Source organism: Anthropogastromicrobium aceti, assembly GCF_020687335.1.
GTDB lineage: Bacteria > Bacillota > Clostridia > Lachnospirales > Lachnospiraceae > Anthropogastromicrobium > Anthropogastromicrobium aceti.
In genome coordinates this window covers 65941-87362 of the sequence record NZ_JAJEQN010000001.1, presented here as the reverse complement: position 1 = coordinate 87362, position 21422 = coordinate 65941, and the positions used below count along the sequence as shown (strand labels likewise).

17 protein-coding genes are annotated in these 21422 nt (G+C 41.1%); 13 read left to right on the top strand and 4 right to left on the bottom strand.

Annotated features, from left to right (window positions below; translation table 11 throughout):
- Positions 1-84: 84 nt before the first annotated feature.
- A complete protein-coding gene (locus tag LKD48_RS00325) occupies positions 85-1047 on the bottom strand; it encodes a LysR family transcriptional regulator (protein WP_118612146.1) in 963 nt (320 codons plus the stop codon).
- A 449-nt stretch (positions 1048-1496) separates the two neighbouring features.
- Between LKD48_RS00325 and LKD48_RS00320 the strand changes: the two genes are divergently transcribed.
- The gene (locus LKD48_RS00320; RefSeq protein WP_431833301.1) at positions 1497-2909 is read left to right on the top strand and encodes an aspartate ammonia-lyase; all 1413 of its coding nucleotides are present in this window, start codon (positions 1497-1499) and stop codon (positions 2907-2909) included.
- A gap of 92 nt (positions 2910-3001) precedes the next feature.
- On the opposite strand, the gene LKD48_RS00315 is transcribed toward LKD48_RS00320, so the two are convergent.
- The 3 genes from LKD48_RS00315 to LKD48_RS00305 all read right to left on the bottom strand — a co-directional run bounded on the left by LKD48_RS00315 (position 3002) and on the right by LKD48_RS00305 (position 5948).
- Positions 3002-4402 carry a sodium-dependent transporter gene (locus LKD48_RS00315; protein ID WP_308730796.1) on the bottom strand — a complete coding sequence of 467 codons (1401 nt, stop codon included), beginning with the start codon at positions 4400-4402 and terminating at the stop codon, positions 3002-3004.
- A gap of 149 nt (positions 4403-4551) precedes the next feature.
- Positions 4552-5169 carry a ThuA domain-containing protein gene (locus LKD48_RS00310; RefSeq protein WP_308730795.1) on the bottom strand — a complete coding sequence of 206 codons (618 nt, stop codon included), beginning with the start codon at positions 5167-5169 and terminating at the stop codon, positions 4552-4554.
- A 41-nt stretch (positions 5170-5210) separates the two neighbouring features.
- A complete protein-coding gene (locus tag LKD48_RS00305; protein ID WP_308730794.1) occupies positions 5211-5948 on the bottom strand; it encodes an SDR family NAD(P)-dependent oxidoreductase in 738 nt (245 codons plus the stop codon).
- A gap of 405 nt (positions 5949-6353) precedes the next feature.
- Between LKD48_RS00305 and LKD48_RS00300 the strand changes: the two genes are divergently transcribed.
- The 12 genes from LKD48_RS00300 (at position 6354) to LKD48_RS00245 (ending at position 21248) form a co-directional block, all read left to right on the top strand.
- A complete protein-coding gene (locus LKD48_RS00300) occupies positions 6354-7589 on the top strand; it encodes an aminopeptidase (RefSeq protein ID WP_308730793.1) in 1236 nt (411 codons plus the stop codon).
- Between the two features lie 31 nt (positions 7590-7620).
- Positions 7621-8526 carry a family 43 glycosylhydrolase gene (locus LKD48_RS00295; protein WP_308730792.1) on the top strand — a complete coding sequence of 302 codons (906 nt, stop codon included), beginning with the start codon at positions 7621-7623 and terminating at the stop codon, positions 8524-8526.
- A gap of 188 nt (positions 8527-8714) precedes the next feature.
- Positions 8715-10310: a glycosyl hydrolase family 28 protein gene (locus tag LKD48_RS00290; RefSeq protein WP_308730791.1), complete on the top strand. Its 1596-nt coding sequence runs from the start codon at positions 8715-8717 to the stop codon at positions 10308-10310.
- Between the two features lie 26 nt (positions 10311-10336).
- The gene (locus LKD48_RS00285) at positions 10337-12814 is read left to right on the top strand and encodes a glycoside hydrolase family 2 protein (RefSeq protein ID WP_308730790.1); all 2478 of its coding nucleotides are present in this window, start codon (positions 10337-10339) and stop codon (positions 12812-12814) included.
- Positions 12815-12849: 35 nt separating this feature from the next.
- Positions 12850-14790 carry a hypothetical protein gene (locus LKD48_RS00280; RefSeq protein ID WP_262536905.1) on the top strand — a complete coding sequence of 647 codons (1941 nt, stop codon included), beginning with the start codon at positions 12850-12852 and terminating at the stop codon, positions 14788-14790.
- A 68-nt stretch (positions 14791-14858) separates the two neighbouring features.
- Complete coding sequence (locus tag LKD48_RS00275; RefSeq protein ID WP_308730789.1) at positions 14859-15500, top strand: methylated-DNA--[protein]-cysteine S-methyltransferase; 642 nt, start codon at positions 14859-14861, stop codon at positions 15498-15500.
- 2 nt (positions 15501-15502) lie between these two features.
- The gene (locus LKD48_RS00270) at positions 15503-16084 is read left to right on the top strand and encodes a TIGR01440 family protein (protein ID WP_308730788.1); all 582 of its coding nucleotides are present in this window, start codon (positions 15503-15505) and stop codon (positions 16082-16084) included.
- Positions 16085-16095: 11 nt separating this feature from the next.
- Positions 16096-18321, top strand: coding sequence for a glycoside hydrolase family 3 N-terminal domain-containing protein (locus LKD48_RS00265; RefSeq protein ID WP_308730787.1), 2226 nt, complete (start codon positions 16096-16098; stop codon positions 18319-18321).
- 304 nt (positions 18322-18625) lie between these two features.
- On the top strand, positions 18626-18868 hold the full coding sequence (locus tag LKD48_RS00260; protein WP_262536898.1) for an HPr family phosphocarrier protein: 243 nt from the start codon (positions 18626-18628) through the stop codon (positions 18866-18868).
- A gap of 246 nt (positions 18869-19114) precedes the next feature.
- Positions 19115-19288 (top strand): hypothetical protein, encoded by a 174-nt coding sequence (locus tag LKD48_RS00255; RefSeq protein ID WP_156500767.1) that lies wholly within the window; start codon positions 19115-19117, stop codon positions 19286-19288.
- A gap of 239 nt (positions 19289-19527) precedes the next feature.
- On the top strand, positions 19528-20220 hold the full coding sequence (locus LKD48_RS00250; RefSeq protein ID WP_066558656.1) for an iron-sulfur cluster assembly scaffold protein: 693 nt from the start codon (positions 19528-19530) through the stop codon (positions 20218-20220).
- Between the two features lie 17 nt (positions 20221-20237).
- Positions 20238-21248, top strand: a complete 1011-nt coding sequence (locus LKD48_RS00245) for a GGGtGRT protein (protein ID WP_066558658.1) — start codon at positions 20238-20240, stop codon at positions 21246-21248.
- The last annotated feature ends 174 nt before the right edge of the window (positions 21249-21422 follow it).

The window sequence follows — 21422 nt, the reverse complement described above, 5'->3', positions numbered from 1 at the left end:
GGTTGCAGCCCATTTTTTATCTATCAAATCCGGCAGGGTACCACGTTTGTAGGGCAGTGTATTGCATGGGCGTGGAGACTTCATTCATGTAAATGCACTGGGAGATTCATCCATAAGACAGCATTCATTTAAAAATTCTTCCATGGCGCGCGAAAAATAACGTCCTTTTTTCCAATAAAAGCAGACGCGTCTTGTATTGTGCTGAGTAGGAAGCCGATAATAGACTACATTTTTGTTGTGTGGAATACGGCTCAAAATAATATCACCTATAAAGCAGATTCCAAGACCAGATTGGCAGATGTTATAAGCAGTCATCTGCTGATCCATATTTAAAATGATATTGGGTTTGAAATTGCTGTCCTGACAAATTAGACGGGCACGTCTGCCGGTATCGTTTTCATTTCGCAGCATAATGAATGGAAGATCTGAAAATAAACGAAGCGGAACAACTGGCACAGAATCCATCTGGAAATCTTTTCGCTCAATCAGATCATTTGGAATCTGAAAGGAGGTTAATTCGCTGTTGATTGAAAAAGAGTGTGGAACTGCCAACACAAGATGTTCTTCTTTATATAATTTGCTGTCAAAGACAGCAGAGTCAAGAGTTGTGTTATCTAAAATCAGATCTACAATACCCTTCTGCAAAAGTTCAGTTAACTGTGTTGTATTTTCTTCAATTAAATTGATTCTAATGTTTGGGTAGCGTGGTGCAAAGTTTGAAATGAGAGATGGCAAAATCCAGGATGAAAACAGATTGCTGCCGCCAAGCGTTAAAGTTCCTGTTTCCAAATTGTCAAAATCATAGACAAACTGCGAAAATCCCTTTTCCACTGCGAGAATTTCTTCCACGCATCGGATGTATTCTTTTCCACACTCCGTCAAAGAAAGCGGCTTTGTGCTGCGGTCAAAAATAGGAAAACCAACCTTTTTTTCTACGCGTTTTACATTAGCACTTAAAGAAGGCTGTGAAATAAAAAGGTTCGCAGCTGCTTTTGAAAAACTTTTATCCTTGTAAACTTGGTAAACATATTCCATTCCCTGAAACATAAAAATACCATCCTTATCGTGTTTTTTTGTAAAAAATATTAAAAATACTATAACTTAAACACTATAATAACTATAAAAGTATATGTATTTGATTATATTATACTGGTAATCTATAATGAAGACAAGGGTAAGATATTAAATCTTAAAAATATTCCAAAGATTGCAGTTCACGGATCAGCCAATATTTATAGCAAAGCACTAAGGTGAATGGATTTCACGAGCCGGACACTTGAAGCAGGTCTTTCAAAGTAATGTATAACAAGAAAGAACATAACAGGAGCCTGCGGAGTTTGGTCCGGCGACGAAACCATTACACCGAAGTGCTTTCGTAAAATGACACGTGAACTGCAACTTCCAAAGGGCTATTAGGGATAAAGTGGAGGAAATAAGAAATGAATGAAAAGGTATATAAGAAAACAGAAGGGATGAAGGATATGACAGAAAATGAAATGGAGTTTCGTGTTGAGAAGGATTCAATCGGAACTAAGGATGTGCCTGAAAACGTTTATTATGGTGTACAGTCACTGCGTGCAGCAGAGAATTTCCATATTACAGGATTAAATATGCACCCAGAGATTATTAACAGCTTGGCTTACATCAAGAAGGCGGCAGCTATCACAAACTGTGAGGCAGGTCTTCTTGACAAGAGACGTACGCAGGCAATCGTTCAGGCATGTGATGAGATTCTTGAAGGAAAGTTTCGTGAGGATTTTATCGTTGATCCGATTCAGGGTGGTGCAGGAACTTCTTTAAATATGAATGCAAATGAGGTTATTGCAAATAGAGCAATTGAGATTCTAGGCGGAAAGAAGGGCGATTATTCTGTTGTTAATCCAAATGATCATGTTAACTGCGGACAGTCTACAAATGATGTTATTCCAACAGCAGGAAAGATGACATCACTTCGCCTGTTAAAGAAGCTTAAAAAGCAGCTGCTTCGTCTTCACAGTGCTTTAGAGCAGAAGGCAGATGAGTTTGATGGCGTTATCAAAATGGGAAGAACACAGCTGCAGGATGCAGTTCCGATTCGTCTGGGACAGGAATTTAAGGCATACAGTGTTGCAATTTTACGTGATTTAAATCGTATGGATAAGGCAATGGATGAGATGCGCACCTTGAATATGGGCGGTACAGCAGTAGGTACTGGATTAAATGCAGATGAATCTTATCTTCGCCGCATTGTTCCAAACTTAAGCGAAATTTCCGGTATGGATCTGGTGCAGGCATATGACTTGATTGATGCAACTCAGAACCTTGATTCTTTCGTAGCAGTATCTGGTGCAGTAAAGGCATGTGCAGTTACATTGTCAAAAATTGCAAACGATCTTCGTCTTATGTCTTCGGGACCGAGAGCAGGTTTTGGAGAGATTAATCTTCCGGCAAAGCAGAATGGTTCTTCCATTATGCCAGGTAAGGTAAATCCAGTTATTCCTGAGGTTGTAAATCAGGTAGCATTTAATGCTATTGGAAATGATATGACAATTACAATGGCAGCAGAAGCAGGACAGTTAGAGCTGAATGCATTTGAGCCAATTATTTTCTATTGTCTGTTCCAGTCAATTGATACGATTGCATATGCTGTAAATACATTTGTAGATAACTGCGTAATCGGTATTACTGCAAATGAAACTCGCTGCCGCTATTTTGTTGAGAATAGTGTTGGAATTATAACTGCAATCTGTCCATATGTTGGTTATCAGAAGGCAGCTGAGATTGCGAAAGAAGCTATTAAAACAGGTGAGTCCGTAAGAAAGCTTATCATTGAGAAGGGTCTTCTTGCAAAGGAGCAGATGGATGAGATTATGGATCCAGTCCAGATGACAGAACCTGGAATTTCTGGAAAAACAGTAAACAAAATTTAAATTCTTCACCTATAAATTAAATATTGAGATTTTTAAAGAGGATATGAGTGATTTTCTCATATCCTCTTAATTATACAAAGAAGTTTGCTTTATTAAAAAATGATATCCCACAGTCCAGTAGACATGAAAAACAGAACTAACATTACAACAGGAACGACATAGCGCATTAAAATTCCATAGAGTTTTTCGCGTTTAAATGACTCACCATTTTTTGTGACTTCATCTGTAATCCACTTTGGTCCAATAACCCAACCAATCAAAATGCTGGTAAGCAGCGAGATGAACGGCATTAAAAAGCTATTGCTGATATAGTCGGCCAAATCAAGCAGCTGTCCAACAGAACCATTTGGAAGCTTCAAATCAAAATAGAACACGTTGTAGCCAAGGCAGATAATAACTGAGGTGACGAGAGAATAGGTGCCTATGATGATGCACATTTTCTTCCTTGATTTGTGAAACAGCTCCATGCAGTTTGCAACTAGTGTTTCCATAACAGAGACACATGAAGTAAGTGCGGCAAAGCCAAGCATCAAGAAGAATGCAATTCCAACAAAACGACCGGCAGCTCCCATTGAAGCAAATACCTTTGGCAGTGAAAGGAATGTCAGACTAGGACCAGAGGTCATACCGTCAGTTCCAAGGAAGACAAACACAGCAGGTATGATCATAAGACCAGATAAAAAGGCAACGCCAGTATCAAAGATCTCAATTTGGTTGATGGACTTGCTTAAATTTACATCATCCTTTACATAAGAGCCATAGGTGATCATGATACCCATAGAAACACTTAAGGAGAAGAAAAGCTGACTCATCGCATCAAGCAAAATCTCCAGAAAACGCTTAACAGTAAGACCTTCAACATTTGGAATCAGGTAGATTGATAAACCCTGAAGACCAGTACGGACTGTGCCATCTTCAGTCTCATAAGAAAGCGTTAAGGAAAAGATTGCAATACCTATAATCAAAATAAGCAGAATTGGCATTAAAATACGAGAATACTTTTCAATTCCTTTTTCAACACCAAGATAAACAACCCATGCAGTCAACGCAAGAAAAATAAACATAAATACAATAGGCGCTGCAGTTGATGTGATAAAGGAAGTAAAATAGCCATCCTGTGCAGGAGCCTCGGTTCCAGAAACTACATAAGCAGTTAAATATTTGACGATCCAGCCTCCAATTACAGAGTAGTAGGTCATGATCAGTGCAGGAACAAGGAAAGTAAGATATCCAAGAAATTTCCATTTGCTACTTATTGCGGCATAGGCATTCAGTGCATTTTTCTTTGTTTTTCGTCCGATAGCGATATCAGTTGTCAGAAGGACAAAACCGAATGTGAGAACTAAAACTAGATAAATGATTAAAAATAATCCTCCACCATCCTTGGCACAAAGATAAGGAAAGCGCCAAATATTTCCGACACCGACTGCGCTTCCGGCGGCTGCAAGGACAAAACCAATCGAGCCGCTGAAGCTATTCTTTTTTTGCTGCATAATACACCCCTAATATAAAATAGTAATATTGGTTAAGAACCTTGAACTATCATATCATGGAATGTTATTCTTTACAAGTGACGAAAATATTTAAAAAACTGTTTTTGTGCAAAAATGCCAAAAAAATACTTGATCTATTTTAACCTATTTCAGTTGCCAAGCGTCCAATCCATACTTTGGCGGATAAGCTGCTGATATTGTGGGCAGTCAAAAATTTCAGGCGTGTGACCAGGACAAAGATAAATCAGACGTCCTTTACCTGAATTTTTACACCATCCGGCAGGATATTTCTGATTTTTGTACTGGTAGGTAAGGATTATTTTTTTGTTATCTGGCACAAACTCAAATTGATAAGGTTCTTCATCAAGAGAAAAGCTTTTGCAGCCTTCTGTGACGGGATGAGCAGACGGCTCAAAGCGGATAACTTCATGATGTGGGTGACCAAGAAATTTTGCGCCAGCAAGTGTTAGAAGACGATCCTGACTTTGAATACTAATTCCATTATGAAGTAAAAGTGCACCGCCGCCGTTTGCTACGAAGTGTTCGAAAGCGTTAGCTTCGTCATCGTAAAGCTTTGATTGCCAGATATCAAGATAAGAGATGATACCTGAAATATGATCTTTTTCTAAGCTAAGAAGTTTTGACGTATCGTCAGTACAAATTAGCTCATAGTCTGATAAAATAGATGCAAGGCGCTTGTCAACACCTGCTAAGCCATGATAGATTGCGTCAGTATAATTTCCTATTACAAGAATTTTCTTTTTCATAAGTTTGTTATCCTTTCAGTTGATTATAATAAATGTTTGCCTTACCAAGGAAGTTCTTTTCCAGTGTAATCCAGATAAAGTGGGCGCGAATTAATTGGATGAGGCATATCCAAAACAACATGTAAAATTCCTTCTGCAGAAACATCTGGTGTGATCTTTGCAGTCGTGTCAAGATGACCGCGCATATATGTAGCGACATGACCTGGATGAATCGCAAAGACCTTGCCTCCAAGCTTTCTTATATTATTGTGAACAAGAGCAGACTGCATGTTATTGGCTGCCTTAGACATACAATAGCCAAACCATCCAGTGCGTTCACAATCGGCAATGCTTCCAGCCTCAGAAGAGATGTTTACAATTGTTTTTTCAGTACTGTTTAATACAAGCAAAGAAAGAGCATTGGTTACGCGAAGCGTGCCGATGGCATTTACATTTATCACGCGTGAAATTTCATCAAAATCAAGATCATCACCGAGATTTTTGTTCATGTCACCAAGGATCCCGGCACAGTTGATTAACAGGTCAATGTGATCAGTCATGTTTTTGATATCATTTGAAGCCTTAAAAACACTCTCATCACTTCCGATATCGGCACAGACAATTGCCATTTGATTGGGATATAAAGATTGTAAAGCGTCAATTTGCTTTTCTGTTTCATCTATGCGAACTGCGATTACAAAATAGCCGCGCAAGAGAAGCTTTTTTGCAAGAGAAAATCCAACACCATGATCAGTTCCTGTTACAAGTGCAGTTTTTACTTCTGGAGAAATTGTGTTCATAAAAAATCCATCCTTTCAATAATTGGTATCTTTATTATACTGCTTCAAGGGCACTTGAAGTCAATGCGTATTCTTATCAAAATGATGGAAGTTTAGTTACAGTTCATGCGTCATGCTACGAAAGCCCTTCGGTGTAATGGTTTCGTCGCCGGACCAAACTCAGCAGGCTCCTTTTATGTTCTTTCTTATTATACATTACTTTGAAAGACCTGCTTCAAGTGTCCGGCTCGTGAAATCCATTCACCTTAGGACTTTGCCGCAATATTGGCTTATCCATGAACTGTAACATAGTTTACAAATTTCCTCCAAAATTTTTCTGTAATCTTCCAAATTCTTTCTATATCTGGTATACTGAAAATGGATTGCGAATGTCTCTTTACGAGGCAAAATAGGGAGGTTAGAAAAATGGCTAGTAAGGCAGTAATGGAAAAGTACGCAAAGCTGGCAGTAGTGAGCGGCGTAAATGTTCAGCCAGGACAGATGCTTGTAATCAGTGCATCCGTAACTGATTATGAGTTTGTAAGAATGTGTGTAAAAGCAGCATATGAGGCTGGTGCCGGATATGTTAAAATAAACTGGCATGATGAGCAGGATAATCTAATGAATTATCAGTATGCAAGCACAGAGACGTTAGAGGAGACTCCACAGTGGAAGTACGATATGACAGATTGGGAGCATAAAAAAGGATGCTGCTATCTTCATGTCATTTCTGATACGCCGGGGCTAATGAAGGATATTGATCCAACTAAGATTCAGCGAGTTCAGGCTGCATATAGCAAAAAGAATGCACCGTTAAAGAAATACACGATGAACAATGACGGTCAGTGGAGTATCGTGGCATTGCCATCTGCAGGTTGGGCTAATAAGGTATTTCCAGACAAAAAAGAAGACGAAGCAGTTGAAGCACTCATGGATGCTATTTTAATGAGTGTGCGTGTAAATGAGGAGAATGATCCAGTAGAAGAGTGGAATAAACATAATGCAGAGATTCTTGGTCATTCAAAGATGTTAAATGATTATAATTTCAAGGCACTTCATTTTACAAATGAGCTTGGAACTGATTTGACAGTAGAGCTTGTTAAAAATCATATCTGGGGCGGCGGCTGTGAGTATTCCACAAAGGGTGTGTTATTCAACCCGAATATGCCGACTGAGGAAAACTTCTGTATGCCGCTTAAGACAGGCGTAAATGGAAAGGTATATGCATCAATGCCTCTTAGCTATCAGGGAAAATTAATTGAAGATTTTTGGCTGGAGTTTAAGGATGGCAAGGTTGTTAATTACGGTGCAAAGAAGGAACAGGATGTATTAAAGAGCCTTGTTGAATTTGATGAGGGAAGCTGTTATTTAGGCGAGGTTGCATTGATCAGCTATGACTCTCCGATCAAAAATACTGGAATTTTATTCTACAATACCTTATTTGATGAGAATGCATCCTGCCATCTGGCATTGGGAGACGCTTATCCTATGAATGTAAAGGGCGGAACTGAGATGACAGATGAGGATTTAGCTGCAGCAGGTGCAAATAAATCTATGACTCATGTGGATTTCATGTTTGGATCAAGACAGATGCATATTGAAGGTATTTGTCAGGATGGAAGTACAGTAACTGTATTTGATCACGGAAATTTTGTATTCTAAATTTATAATTAAAAGGAAAGAGGAGAAAAAGATGTTAAAGAATGGAATTGTATGGAAGGATACACAGGGAAATCCGATTCACGCGCATGGAGGATATATGATTTTCCATGAGGGCTATTATTATTGGTATGGTGAGGATAGAAGAGATAATTTCTATGTCAGCTGCTATCGCTCACAGAATTTGACAGATTGGGAGTTTAGAAATCATATTCTGACGACAAATTCGAAGATGGAAGGCTATCGCGTGCGTACTACGCTAAAGTTGATCAATGAGGATGGAAAAAAAGTAAATCTGGAGCGTCCAAAGGTACTATATAATAAGAAGACAAACAAATTTGTTATGTGGGCTCATTTTGAAAATGGAAAAAATTATCTTGATGCAGCAGTTGCTATTGCAACATGTGATACACCAGATGGTGATTTTACTTATCATGGTCATTTCAATCCATATGGTTATATGTCAAGAGACTGCACTCTTTATCAGGAAGAGGATGGAACATCGTATTTTATTTCTGCATCGAGAGATAATGCTGATCTTCATGTGTATCGTTTATCAGATGACTATATGAATGTAGATTGTCTTGTTCATAGTTTGTGGCAGGGCGAGTATCGTGAGGCACCAGCTGTAATTAAGGGAAAATATCATTATTATATGATTTCATCTTTCTGTACCGGATGGGCGCCAAACCAGGGCAAATATGCATGGGCTGATTCAATCGAGGGACGTTGGAGTTCATTAAAGGAGATCGGTGACGAGACAACATATGACAGTCAGTCCGCATTCCTTTTAAATGTAAACGGAAAGCTTCTGTATGTAGGAGACCGCTGGGGCGGTGACGGTGACAAATATTTTGAGTCTGGTTATGTTGTTTATCCATTAAAGGAAACAGAAGATGGACTTGAAATGATTTATCAGGATACTGCGGAGTTTGAGTAAAAATCAAAAATAAATAAAATTGTTTAATAGGTGTATAGTCAGGAAAAATCTGGCTGTGCACCTATTTTTGCATATAAGAAAAAAAGTCAAAAGTGCACAATATCAAAATTTTAGGCTATAGAAATATTATAAAAATCACCATATAATGATGCTAACAAGATAAAAATATTATTGGAAAGGTGGTTTTTATGAAAGAGAATTTTTCAATGCTGCGTGCAGAATCAGCACCAGATAGTATTACCCTTTATTGGGAACGCCCACAGGGAAGACTTGGAACTACATACGAAATCTTTTTAAAAGATACGAATCATACGGAAGCTGATTTTACCTTGGTTGGCAGCACGCAAAAGACGCATTACACAATAGAAAATTTACAGGAAAATACTCGGTATGAGATTTTATTAAAAGGAATTTATCAAGTTGATATGGCGCTTATTGAAGATGAAAGTGAGTCGGTGCAGATCGAGAAGGAAATTAAACAGCAGACAATCACAGTGCATACATTTAATAGAAGCGTTGTAATTGATATCACAAAGACACCATACAATGCAGTTGGAAATGGAAAAACATTAAATACAAAAGCAATTCAGTCAGCGATTGATGATTGTCCAAAAGATGGCTGCGTGATGATTCCAAGCGGTACTTTTATGACAGGAGCGCTGCGTCTTCACAGCGATATGGAATTGTATTTAGCAAAGGGCGCCGTTCTTCAGGGAACTTCTAATCCAGAAGATTATCTTCCACGAATTTGGAGTCGTTTTGAGGGAACTGAGATGGAGTGCTACAGTAGTTTGTTAAACTTAGGCGTACTTGACCCAGAGGGAATGCACCGTGCTGATTATGACAGTACATTTGCCTGCAAAAATGTTGCCATCCGTGGAAAGGGAACGATTGCAAGCGGCGGCCGCGTGTTAGCAGAGCGTATCATAGCCTCTGAGACAGAAAATCTAAAAGATTATCTGGCCTCGCTTGGCGATAAGATCAAGGAGTGCGAGAAGCCAGAGACGATCCCGGCAAGAGTGCGTCCGCGCTTGATTAATATGAGCAACTGCAAAAATGTAGAGTTAGCTGGAGTTACGCTTCGTGATGGTGCATGCTGGAATATTCACATGATCTACTGTGATCATGTTGTAACACACGGATGCACATTTTATTCTCATGGCATCTGGAATGGAGATGGATGGGATCCGGATTCTTCATCGGACTGTGTGATTTTCAATTGTGTATTTAACACCGGAGACGATTCTGTTTCTATCAAGTCAGGCAAAAATCCACAGGGAAATGAAGTGAACATTCCGACAAAAGGTGTTCGTGTGTTTGACTGTCGCTGTACGATGGGTCATGGCATCACGATCGGAAGTGAAATGTCAGGTGGTGTAGAGGATGTAAAAATCTGGGACTGCGATATGGAGGCAGCGCTGTGTGGTTTTGAGATCAAGGGTACAGCAAAGCGCGGCGGATATGTAAAGGAAATTCATGTATATGACAGCGTATTTCCACGTGTTCTGATGCACAGCGTTGGCTACAATGATGACGGCATTGCAGGACCAGACCAGCCGTATTTTAGTGACTGTACATTTGATAATCTTCGATTGACTGGCATCTATCAGGATCACGAAGCAAAATGGCATGAGTGCGATGCAATTGAACTATGTGGTTTTGATAAGATTGGACATGAGATTAAGCATGTTAAGTTTTCTAATATTCGTTTTGGAAAAGAAAAATCAGATACTGCTGGTCATATTTCAATTAAGCGATGTGAGGATGTGTCGCTAAACTTTTAAGATAACAGAAGGGAAGATGCAGAATAATGAGAGAAGAAAAGCTAATCAATCGTGGATGGCAGTTTGCACTTTTGCCATGCACACCAATTGATGCAAAGACAGCAAAGAAAAAAGAATTACAAAGAAAACAGTCAGGGGAAGATGTTCGCACAGAGTTGGAAAACTTGCAATTTGCAGAAGTTGATCTTCCACATGACTGGGCAGTAAGCAGGCCATTTAATAAAGTAATGGAAGATGGAATGTCACAGGGCTTTCGTGACCGCTGGGGAATTGGCTGGTATAAGAAGACTCTGAATATTGAGGAAAAGAATAAAGGTAAACGTTATCTTCTTTACTTTGGCGGTGTGTATGAAAACGCAGTGCTTTGGGTAAATGGTATGAAAATTGGCAGTCATAAATATGGCTATAGTTCATTTAAAATGGATATTACAGAAGCTGTGCAGAGTGGTGATAATGAGCTGTTGATGCGTGTTGATAATTCTGTTTCACCAGCAGACCGCTGGTACAGCGGATGCGGAATTTACCGCGACGTGACACTTCGTATTGTTCCAGAAAATCATCTTGATTTGTGGAATATTCAAGTACATAGCAAAATAGAAAAAATCGCAGAAACAGAATGTGCAAAGGATTCAAAAGAAACAGAGAGTGCTGCAAAATTCACTGCCGCCATTCAGGTCGAGACTGGACAGAGCAGTGCTGTGCAGGGAATTTTACGTCTGATTCAAAATAAAGAGAATGAGTCATTGGAAAATGAAGTTTTCATTGCAGAGGGAGCGAATGGAATGCTTACCTTCTATATTAAAGATGCAAAGCTTTGGTCAGCAGAAAATACGAATCTTTATCGTTTGACTGTTTCTACAGAAAGCGATAGTGTATCACTTGTAATAGGTCTTAGAGAGGTGATATTTGATGCGAAGAAAGGAATGTTTGTAAATGGTGTTCCAACCAAGTTGAAAGGTGTTTGTCTGCATCAAGAGGCAGGCTGCCTTGGAACAGCTGTGACAAAAGAAATTTGGAGAGAGCGTCTTACTCATTTAAAGAAGCTTGGCTGCAATGCAATACGTGCAGCACATCACACCTACTCAGAGGAATTTCTTGATCTGTGCGATGAGATGGGCTTTTATGTATATGAGGAATGTTTTGATAAATGGAAGGGCGGACTGTATGGACGCTACTTTGACAAAAACTGGGAATCAGATGTTGAAGCAATGGTAAAGCGTGACCGTAACCGCGCCTGCATCGTGATATGGGGTGTTGGAAATGAAGTTGAAAATCAGGGACAGGATTCTATGCTTGCGATTTTAAAACAGCTGTCCGATAAGGTTCGTAGCCTCGACTCATCGCGTCCAATCACATATGCAATGAATCCTCATTTTAAGCGGGAGAGCAATGTTGATTTGAGTAAGATCAAAGATATTCAGCAGTTTGTTGACGAAGTCAGCGACACAGAGATTTACGATGCTAAGGAGCGTGTCAGCCGCATTGCAAAGATCGCAGAAATTGTCGATATCATTTCATGTAATTATCAGGAGCAGTGGTATGAGTTGATTCATGAACAGATTCCAAATAAGTTGATTTTAGGAACCGAGGTATATGAATATTTTTGCGGTCATTATGATCAAATGCAAAACTTTACAGAACAGATTCCGTCAGCAATTCCTTTTGAGTACGATTATTGTATAGGAAGCTTTATCTGGACAGGATATGATTATCTTGGCGAGTCTATGGGGTATCCTGCAAAGGGCTGGAGTGGTGCACCGATTCGCACAAACAATGAGTATCGTCCAGTTGCTTATATGTTAAAGAGCATCTGGAGTGAAGAACCTGTTGTTCATTTTTCTGTTATGGATTACTCCCTTGACGATGAAGGAGTAAAGGAGCATTGGGACAGTCCAATCTATGCAGATCATTGGCATTTCCCACAATTCAGAAAGACGTTGATTCCGTATATGATTGCGTCAAATTGTGATGAGGTTCATTTGTTCTTGAATGGAAAGCAGTTTTTCATTCCGCGCCCATCTGAGTGCAAAAACGGTATCATTACAGGATTTTTGCCATGGCAACCGGGAACGGTTACGGTCGTTGGTTATCAAAATGGCAAAGAGGCTTGCCGCCATGAAGTGGTGACACCAGGTATGGCAGTCGCACTGGCATTTGACCAGGAGTGTGATCATAAGGAATGCGTAAGTACTGTAAATTTGGGTATACCAGAGAAGAAACAGCACTTATTGCTGACAGTTCGTGCTGTGGATGAAAATGGTAATTCGTGTTTCCGTGAGAGCGGCAAGGTTCACTTTGCAGTAGAGGGAGCAGCGAAGATAGTTGGTGTTGATAATGGTGATATTTGCAGCAATGAGCCATATCAGGAAGACAGTGTTCATTTGTATCATGGCTGTGCAAGCGTAATGCTTGAACTTTATTGCAAGCCAGGAAGAGTAAGTGTGCATGCGTTCGGAGATGGACTGCGTCAGGCACAGACCATCATTGAAGTGTGCGAGAAATAATAAAAGTAAGAAGATGAGAATGGAGGAGAGACAAAATGAATATGCCAACAGTTGGATGTGTAGGTGAATCGATTATTGGAAATGATGAGCGAGGCTTATGGTTTTTAAGCCATAAGGATGACCCATCGCAGATGAACTGGGTTGAAGGTGAAAAGTGCTGGGGAAGTGTAAAAGTTCCAATGGGATTGAATGTTACAAGAACATTGTCTGTTTTGGAAAATGGAGAATTAGAGGAATGCTACACATTTGAAAATGTATCAGGGGAACCTCTTTTTATCAAGGAGAAGGATGCATATATCTATGTGCCATTTAATGACAGCTATGAAAAGGCAGAGGTTGGTCTTGAGAAGCGCTGTAATGCACATCTGTTTATCGGCGAAAATGCTACTTATGTGATGGCACTTCGCCAGGGAGGAAGAGCGCCACATCTGGGACTTGTATTAACAAAGGGAAGCATCATAGGCTATGGTGTGGAACGTGATTTTTCAGCTAGAAGCGAAGATCGCGGTGATTTTCTCTTTTATCCAAAACTTGGTGTATTTGAGCCAGGTGAGAAGAAGGAGATTCGTTGGAAGCTTTTTTGGCATCAGGGCAAGGATGATTTTTACAACAGACTTTTAAATGAGGATGAATTCTTGCTTGTGAAGGCAGAGCAGATGACATGCATTCAGGGAGAAAACTTTGAATTTTGTGTCCAGACAAAAAATAAAGAAATGGCGCAGAAGCTTTTTGTAAAATTCAATGAAAAAGAAATTAAACATGTTCGCATTGATGAGACGAATGATAAATATTCACAACCTGCTTATTCTGTCTGGTATCAGTATCCAGCAGAAAAAGAAGGAGAGTATCGCTTTGATATTTGGTCAGGAGAAAAGCATACGCATGCTCTCTTTTACTGCAGTGCATCAGTAGATATACTTTTGACGCGCAGAAGTCAATTCCTTGCAACAAAGCAGCAGTATAAAAAAGAAGGCAGTGCATTAGACGGTGCGTATCTGATATATGACAGCGAGGAGGATGCACTTTATTATAGTCACAAAGCTGATCATAATGGAGGACGTGAGCGTTTGGCAATGGGCATAATAATGGCACAATATCTTAAGCGTCATCCTGAAGATGCGAAGTGTATGGAAAGCTTGAATGCGTACGAAAGATATGTATACCGCGAATTGTATGATGAGAATACTGGTGTGGTATATAACGATATCAATCGAAATAATGACTGGCATCGTCTCTATAATTATCCGTGGGTGGCAAATTTCCAGATTGCATTGTATCGTTTAAAGAAGGACGTGCGTTATCTGTTAAATGCCTATAAGACAATGATGGGATATTATCGCTCAGGTGGTGAACATTTCTATGCCATTGGAATTGAAGCGTATGAATTAAAGACACTTCTTGACGAGGCGGGATTTGAAGCACAGTCAGAAGCATTTACACAAGCATTTTTAAATCATGCTGATCAGCTTACGCAGACTAGCGTCAATTATCCAACTTCAGAGGTAAAATATGAGCAGAGCATTGTTGCACCAGCGGTAAGTTGTCTGCTGCAGGCCTACCAGATAAGCGGGGAGCAAAAATATCTTGAAGAAGCAAGAAAACAATTAAAACTTTTGGAGCTGTTTAATGGAAAACAAGCCGATTATCACTTGTTTGAGAATGCGATTCGTCATTGGGACGGTTATTGGTTTGGAAAATATGAGTGCTATGGCGATACGTTTCCACATTATTGGAGTACACTCAGCGGTGATGTATTTGCAAGTTACGCACAGATTACGGGAGACAAATCATATGAGCATAAGGCAAAGGCTTCACTTCGAGGTTGTCTGAATCTGTTCTTTATAGATGGCATGGCATCCTGCGCGATGGTCTATCCAGATACAGTAAATGGCAAAAAGGCACATTACTATGATCCATGGGCAAATGATCAAGATTGGGCATTGTATTATGCAGTGAAGTGGGCGCTTGATTTGTAAACATAAGTGTGTTATCATTCCAATAAATAGCAAAGCGATTTAATTTGCGAAAGATTGGAGTGAAGAATATGACAACGAGAGAAGAAGCTTTGGCGTTTGGCCTGTCTTATCCAGATACTTGTCAGGATGCACCGTTTCATGATCCTAATTGGCAGTTAGTGCGGATTAAGAGCAGCAAAAAAGTTTTCTTGTGGACTTATGAGAAAGATGGCTATATAAATTTAAATGTAAAGGCAGACCCCGAGTGGCGTGACTACTGGAGGTCTGCCTTTGCGTCCGTAACAGCAGGATATCATTTGAATAAGGAGCATTGGAGTACGATTATTTTAGATGGAACGGTACCAGATGATGCCATTAAAAATATGATTGACGAGAGCTACCGTATGGTGACAGACAGCCCGACAAAGCGTATCTACGAGGCTGTAAAGAAGATTCCCAAAGGCAAGGTGGCAACATACGGACAGGTTGCCCAAATGGCAGGAAATCCGCGTATGGCAAGAGCCGTTGGAAATGCACTCCACAAAAATCCAGATCCATCTACCATACCGTGTCATCGTGTTGTCAATTCAAAAGGTGAGTTGGCAGGTGAATTTGTGTTTGGCGGCCCAGGTGTTCAGGCATCACGTCTGGCAGCGGAAGGCGTGATGAGCGAAGATGGAAAAATTGATTTGAAAAAATATGGAATGACACTGATGAAAGGCAGGCAATAACTATGAATGGAATATCCGAAGAAAAATACACACATATTGATGAGATTAAGGAGCAGACAAAAGCAGTATTTGATGAACTGATGGAACAGGCAAAATTGGAAGAGGGCGATATCTTAGTAGTTGGATGCTCTTCAAGTGAGATCGCAAGTCATAGAATTGGCTCATATTCAAGTGCAGAGATTGGAGAAGCAGTGGCACAAACATTTCTTAACTGCTGCAAGGAAAAGAAGATTTATTTGGCAGCTCAGTGCTGTGAACATTTGAATCGTGCAATCATCATTGAGAAGGCAGCAGCAAAAGAATATCGCCTTCCAATGGTAAATGTAGTGCCAAAGTTAAAAGCAGGCGGTTCATTTGCGACGGCTGTTTATGCTGCACTGCAGGCACCTGTGGCAGTAGAGGCAATTCAGGCTCACGCTGGAATTGATATTGGCGATACACTAATTGGCATGCATCTTCGTCCAGTTGCTGTTCCAGTGCGTATCGGCACAAAGCACATTGGAGAGGCACATGTGGTTTGCGCACGCACGAGATTAAAGTTTATAGGCGGTGAGCGTGCAAGTTATCTTGAAAATGAAAAATAAGGAGAAGTGCGATGACAGAACAACAGTTAAAAGATCTTCTGGCAGACATGAGTCTGGAGGAGAAAATTGGTCAGATGGTGCAGCTGACGGCAAATTTTTATGGAACGGATATGCTCATTACAGGTCCGATGGGAAGCGCAAAAATCGAGCCAGAGGATATGAAGCTTTGCGGAACAATTCTCGGAACAAGTGGTGCAGCAAAGTTAAAGGAGATTCAGGACAATGCAATGGCCACGCAGCCACATCACATTCCAATGCTGTTTATGCTTGATGTAATCAATGGATTCCAGACAATTTTCCCAATTCCACTGGCTCAAGGCTGCAGCTTTGAACCAGAGATTGCTAGAAAGGGCGCGCAGATAGCGGCAAAGGAGGCAGCGGCATCGGGTCTTCATGTGACATTTGCGCCAATGGCAGATCTGGTGCGAGATGCACGCTGGGGAAGAGTTATGGAGTCACCTGGGGAGGATCCATATCTGAACTATTGTTTTGCAAAGGCGATGACAGAGGGCTTTCAGGGTGAAACGCCAGAGAATTTAAAAGAAAAGGGAAACATTTCAGCTTGTTTGAAGCATTTTGCTTGCTACGGCTATCCAGAGGGTGGTCGTGAGTATGACAATGTGGAGCTGTCAGAGCGCACCTTACGTCAAGATTATTTGAGCGGCTATCAGGGTGCTGTGGATGGCGGCTGCCGTATGGCAATGACTTCATTTAATACGTTGAATCGTGTGCCGTCAACTGCAAATAAGTGGCTGATGCGAAAGGTATTAAGAGAAGATTTAGGCTTTGATGGTGTTTTAATCTCTGACTATTCAGCAGTAGAAGAATTGATTCCACATGGTATCGCAGAGGATAAGAGAGAAGCAGCAAGGCTTGCCATTGAGGCAGGCGTGGATATCGATATGATGTCGGATGTATATCTTCATTACTTAAAAGAGCTTGTAACATCTGGAGAGGTAGATGAAACACTTGTGAATGAGGCGGTGCTTCGTATTCTTAAACTAAAAAATGATCTTGGCCTTTTTGAGAATCCATATAAGGATGCAAGTGAGGAGGACGAGAAAAATCTGATCTTATGCGATGCACATCGTGCAGCAGCGCGTGAGGCAGCATCAAAAACATTTGTCCTTTTGAAAAATGAAAATAAAACATTGCCGCTTTCTGAACAGGAAGTTGCAGATGTTTTGTTCGCAGGTCCATATGTGGATACCAGAGCGCTTTGCGGTGCGTGGTCGTTCCCTGCAACTTACGACAATATAAAAACAGTACAGGAATGCATACAGGAGCATATAGGAAATGCTTGTCATTTTATGAAGGGCTGCAGCATGTTCTATGATAAGGAAGTAATTCGTGATTATGTGGAGGAAGGCATGACGCCAGATGAAGCAGAAGCGTCAATTGAGCAGACTGTACAGGCTGCAAAATCTGCATCAAAGGTGGTATTATTTTTGGGCGAATCGTTCCGTCAGACTGGAGAGGGCGCAAGCAGAACTTGTATCACATTGCCAGAGATTCAGATGGAACTTCTAAAAAGGGTTTCGGCAGTTAACAATAATGTAATCGTTGTTTTGTTTGCCGGACGTCCAATCGAGGTCGCTTTGATTGAATCGCTTGCAAAGGCTGTTTTGTATGTGTGGATGCCAGGAACAGAAGGAGCTGTAGCGATTACTGACGTATTATTTGGAGTAAAAGAACCAACAGGTCGTCTTGCTATGAGCTTTCCAAATGTCTCCTCGCAGGAGCCTCTGTATTATAATCGGTTTCAAGGGGGCCGACCGCGAAATCCGGGTGATCCTAAGGCATTTTGCATAGGCTATATTGATACAGAGTACCGTCCGCTGCATTCATTTGGCTATGGATTGTCATACACCACATTTTCTTATTCACCGGTAACTGTCATTAAGCGGGAAACAAATACGAAAGCAAATGAGGCAGAAGCAGCATGGGTGGCATCAGTTATGGTAACTAATACAGGCGACCGTGAGGGAACGGAAACTGTTCAGCTTTACATACGTGATGTGAGCGGCAGTGTGGTGCGCCCAGTACGTGAATTAAAAGGCTTTGAGAAGATTACACTAAAGCCAGGTGAGAGCCGTGAGGTGTCGTTTGAGATCATCGAGCCTATGCTTCGTTTTTGGCGGATCGATATGACGTATGGCAGCGAGCCGGGAAAGTTTGAAGTGTACATTGGTGGAGACAGTACAACAGAGAATAAAGCAGAGTTTGACGAAGTTTGAATGATTATGACTGCAAAACAAGAAAAACAATCTAAAATTCTGCAAAAATGCAAAGAATCGAGTGCAAACGAGCATGAAAATAATTCAATACGGAATCAATGATTAAATGATGATGAAGAGAAAAGTATCAAAGTGCATAAAAAAGAAAAAAGAAAATGAGGTTTTTGGATAAAAAAGGCAAATAATGCAAAAAAATAGGTTAACCGGTTGATTTGACAAAATAAAGACAATGTGCTATAAGTATGTCAATGCAGTGAACCGGTACGCTGCAGAGGGTAACAAAAAGACAAAGACATCACCGATATTGAAGGGAGTGAAAGCAGTGTTTACAAGAGAAATTCATTTATCTCGGGAAACAGTCCAGGACTTTGTGTCAGAGGCAAGCAAATGTGACTTTGACGTAGACTTAGGTTATAACCGTATTGTTGTAGATGCAAAATCAATTATGGGTGTTTTCAGCCTTGATTTGACCAGAAGCTTAACTGTCAGATACCCACTGAAAGATGACCAGTTCGAAGTAGCGTTAAATCGTTTTGCACTGAACTAAAATATGAGACAAAGCCGGCCTGACCGGTACAATAGACTGCCGCATGCGGAAGAAATTCCGTGTGCGGCTTTTTTTTGCCGCAATATTGGCTTATCTATGAACTGTAACATAAAAGTCGAAATATGCGAGAAAATTTGCGTGAAAAAGCACCATATATGGAGTATGATGTAACCATAAAGTTTCCATAAAATGGCAGGAGACCAAAATTGACATAATAGGCAAGGCAGCAGAAAGGGAGGAACTTAGATGGTATATCATGAGCAAAAAGAACAAGACTGGAGAGAGCAGGCAGCCGCACTTCAAAAACGTCTTGATTATTATGAACAGGAGAATGCCAGACTGCAGCTTCAAAATGAGGCATTGCATGAGACTGCGTGGCAGCTAATCCAGAGGATTCGGACGCTTGAAAGAAAAAAATAAAAAACAATACTGAAAATAATAGTAAAAACTGCAACATTTTGCGAGAAATAAAAAAAAAGGACTAGACGAACAGCGCATTTTGTGAGAAAATAGAAGTGTATGAGGTATACTGCGTTTTGCAGCCTGGTATGCCGAAGACACATATTGAAGATATGGCTGTAATTGTTGATCAGCAGTCGGCAAAGCCATAATCAGCACCTTTTTAGGTGCAACATACAGAACTGAAAGGAGTTTTTGCAATGGTTATTTCACGTGAAGTTGAAGAGATGTGCGTTGTAAAGCAGGGCGTTCATCATGGTGCTGCTCCGATTCCGGAGGAAGCAAAGTGGGTGCAGGCAAAGGAAGTGAAAGACATTTCCGGTTTCACACACGGAGTTGGCTGGTGTGCTCCTCAGCAGGGCGCATGTAAGCTGTCCCTCAATGTTAAGGAGGGTATCATTCAGGAGGCTCTCGTTGAGACCATCGGATGTTCCGGTATGACCCATTCCGCAGCTATGGCAGCTGAAGTTCTTCCGGGTCTGACTGTTATGGAAGCACTGAATACAGACCTTGTTTGTGATGCAATCAATACCGCTATGAGAGAGCTGTTCTTACAGATCGTTTATGGTCGTTCCCAGAGTGCATTCTCTGAGGATGGACTGGCTGTAGGTGCAGGTCTTGAGGATCTTGGAAAGGGTCTTCGTTCTCAGGTTGGTACAATGTACGGTACTCTTCAGAAGGGACCTCGTTACCTTGAGATGGCAGAGGGCTATGTAACCGGTATCGCTCTGGATGCAGAGGATCAGATTATTGGTTATCAGTTCGTAAGCCTTGGAAAGATGACTGATTTCATTAAGAAGGGCGACGATCCGAATACTGCATGGGAGAAGGCAAAGGGTCAGTACGGCCGTGTTGCTGATGCAGTTAAGATCATTGACCCAAGAAAAGAATAATACAGGAGGTAACGAAAATGGCTTTATTTGAGTCCTATGAGAGACGTATTGACCAGATCAATGCGGTTCTGAATAGCTATGGTATCGCTTCTATCGAAGAGGCAGAGAAGATTACAAAGGATGCAGGACTGGATGTATATGCTCAGATCAAGGGTATCCAGCCGATCTGTTTTGAGAATGCTTGCTGGGCTTACACCGTTGGTGCAGCAATCGCAATCAAGAAGGGCTGCCGTAAGGCTGCTGACGCTGCAGCTGCTATCGGTGAGGGTCTTCAGTCCTTCTGTATCCCGGGATCTGTTGCAGATACCCGTAAGGTAGGTCTTGGACACGGAAACCTTGGCAAGATGCTTCTGGAAGAGGAGACTGAGTGCTTCTGCTTCCTGGCAGGTCATGAGTCTTTCGCAGCAGCTGAGGGTGCTATCGGTATCGCAGAGAAGGCAAACAAGGTTCGCCAGAAGCCTCTTCGCGTTATCTTAAACGGTCTTGGAAAGGATGCTGCACAGATCATTTCCCGTATCAACGGATTTACATATGTAGAGACTGAGTACAATCCATACAACAACGAAGTAAAGGAAGTATTCCGCAAGTCATACTCTGAGGGACTTCGTGCAAAGGTTAACTGCTACGGTGCAAACAGCGTACCGGAAGGTGTTGCTATCATGTGGAAGGAGAATGTAGACGTTTCCATCACTGGTAACTCCACAAACCCGACTCGTTTCCAGCATCCAGTTGCAGGTACCTACAAGAAGGAGCGTATCGAGGCTGGTAAGAAGTACTTCTCCGTAGCATCAGGTGGTGGTACAGGACGTACTCTGCATCCAGATAACATGGCAGCAGGTCCGGCTTCCTATGGTATGACCGATACTTTAGGCCGTATGCATTCTGATGCACAGTTTGCAGGTTCCTCTTCAGTTCCGGCTCACGTAGAGATGATGGGTCTGATCGGTGCAGGAAACAACCCGATGGTTGGTATGACTGTAGCTGTAGCTGTTTCCATCGAGGAAGCTGCTAAGGCTGGTAAGTTCTAATTTTTCAAGGAAAATCAAAGAAAATCGGAACCAAAGAAAACAACAAAACGTGTCAAATAACGGTCGGTTAGTACACCGTTAGTACACCGAAAAGGCGTATATCTGAATAAGGTATACGCCTTATTTTTGTGCTTGCTTACTCGAATGATAGGGGAGAAAAAATCTCCCTAATTT

Excerpts from the sequence above, each read along its gene's own strand:
- LKD48_RS00305 (WP_308730794.1), bottom strand. The coding sequence starts at position 5,948 with ATGAACACAATTTCTCCAGAAGTAAAAACTGCACTTGTAACAGGAACT.
- LKD48_RS00255 (WP_156500767.1), top strand. The coding sequence starts at position 19,115 with ATGGTATATCATGAGCAAAAAGAACAAGACTGGAGAGAGCAGGCAGCC.
- LKD48_RS00290 (WP_308730791.1), top strand. The coding sequence starts at position 8,715 with ATGAAAGAGAATTTTTCAATGCTGCGTGCAGAATCAGCACCAGATAGT.
- LKD48_RS00285 (WP_308730790.1), top strand. The coding sequence starts at position 10,337 with ATGAGAGAAGAAAAGCTAATCAATCGTGGATGGCAGTTTGCACTTTTG.
- LKD48_RS00265 (WP_308730787.1), top strand. The coding sequence starts at position 16,096 with ATGACAGAACAACAGTTAAAAGATCTTCTGGCAGACATGAGTCTGGAG.
- LKD48_RS00315 (WP_308730796.1), bottom strand. The coding sequence starts at position 4,402 with ATGCAGCAAAAAAAGAATAGCTTCAGCGGCTCGATTGGTTTTGTCCTT.
- LKD48_RS00250 (WP_066558656.1), top strand. The coding sequence starts at position 19,528 with ATGGTTATTTCACGTGAAGTTGAAGAGATGTGCGTTGTAAAGCAGGGC.
- LKD48_RS00295 (WP_308730792.1), top strand. The coding sequence starts at position 7,621 with ATGTTAAAGAATGGAATTGTATGGAAGGATACACAGGGAAATCCGATT.
- LKD48_RS00325 (WP_118612146.1), bottom strand. The coding sequence starts at position 1,047 with ATGTTTCAGGGAATGGAATATGTTTACCAAGTTTACAAGGATAAAAGT.
- LKD48_RS00320 (WP_431833301.1), top strand. The coding sequence starts at position 1,497 with ATGGAGTTTCGTGTTGAGAAGGATTCAATCGGAACTAAGGATGTGCCT.
- LKD48_RS00310 (WP_308730795.1), bottom strand. The coding sequence starts at position 5,169 with ATGAAAAAGAAAATTCTTGTAATAGGAAATTATACTGACGCAATCTAT.
- LKD48_RS00280 (WP_262536905.1), top strand. The coding sequence starts at position 12,850 with ATGAATATGCCAACAGTTGGATGTGTAGGTGAATCGATTATTGGAAAT.
- LKD48_RS00245 (WP_066558658.1), top strand. The coding sequence starts at position 20,238 with ATGGCTTTATTTGAGTCCTATGAGAGACGTATTGACCAGATCAATGCG.
- LKD48_RS00300 (WP_308730793.1), top strand. The coding sequence starts at position 6,354 with ATGGCTAGTAAGGCAGTAATGGAAAAGTACGCAAAGCTGGCAGTAGTG.
- LKD48_RS00275 (WP_308730789.1), top strand. The coding sequence starts at position 14,859 with ATGACAACGAGAGAAGAAGCTTTGGCGTTTGGCCTGTCTTATCCAGAT.
- LKD48_RS00270 (WP_308730788.1), top strand. The coding sequence starts at position 15,503 with ATGAATGGAATATCCGAAGAAAAATACACACATATTGATGAGATTAAG.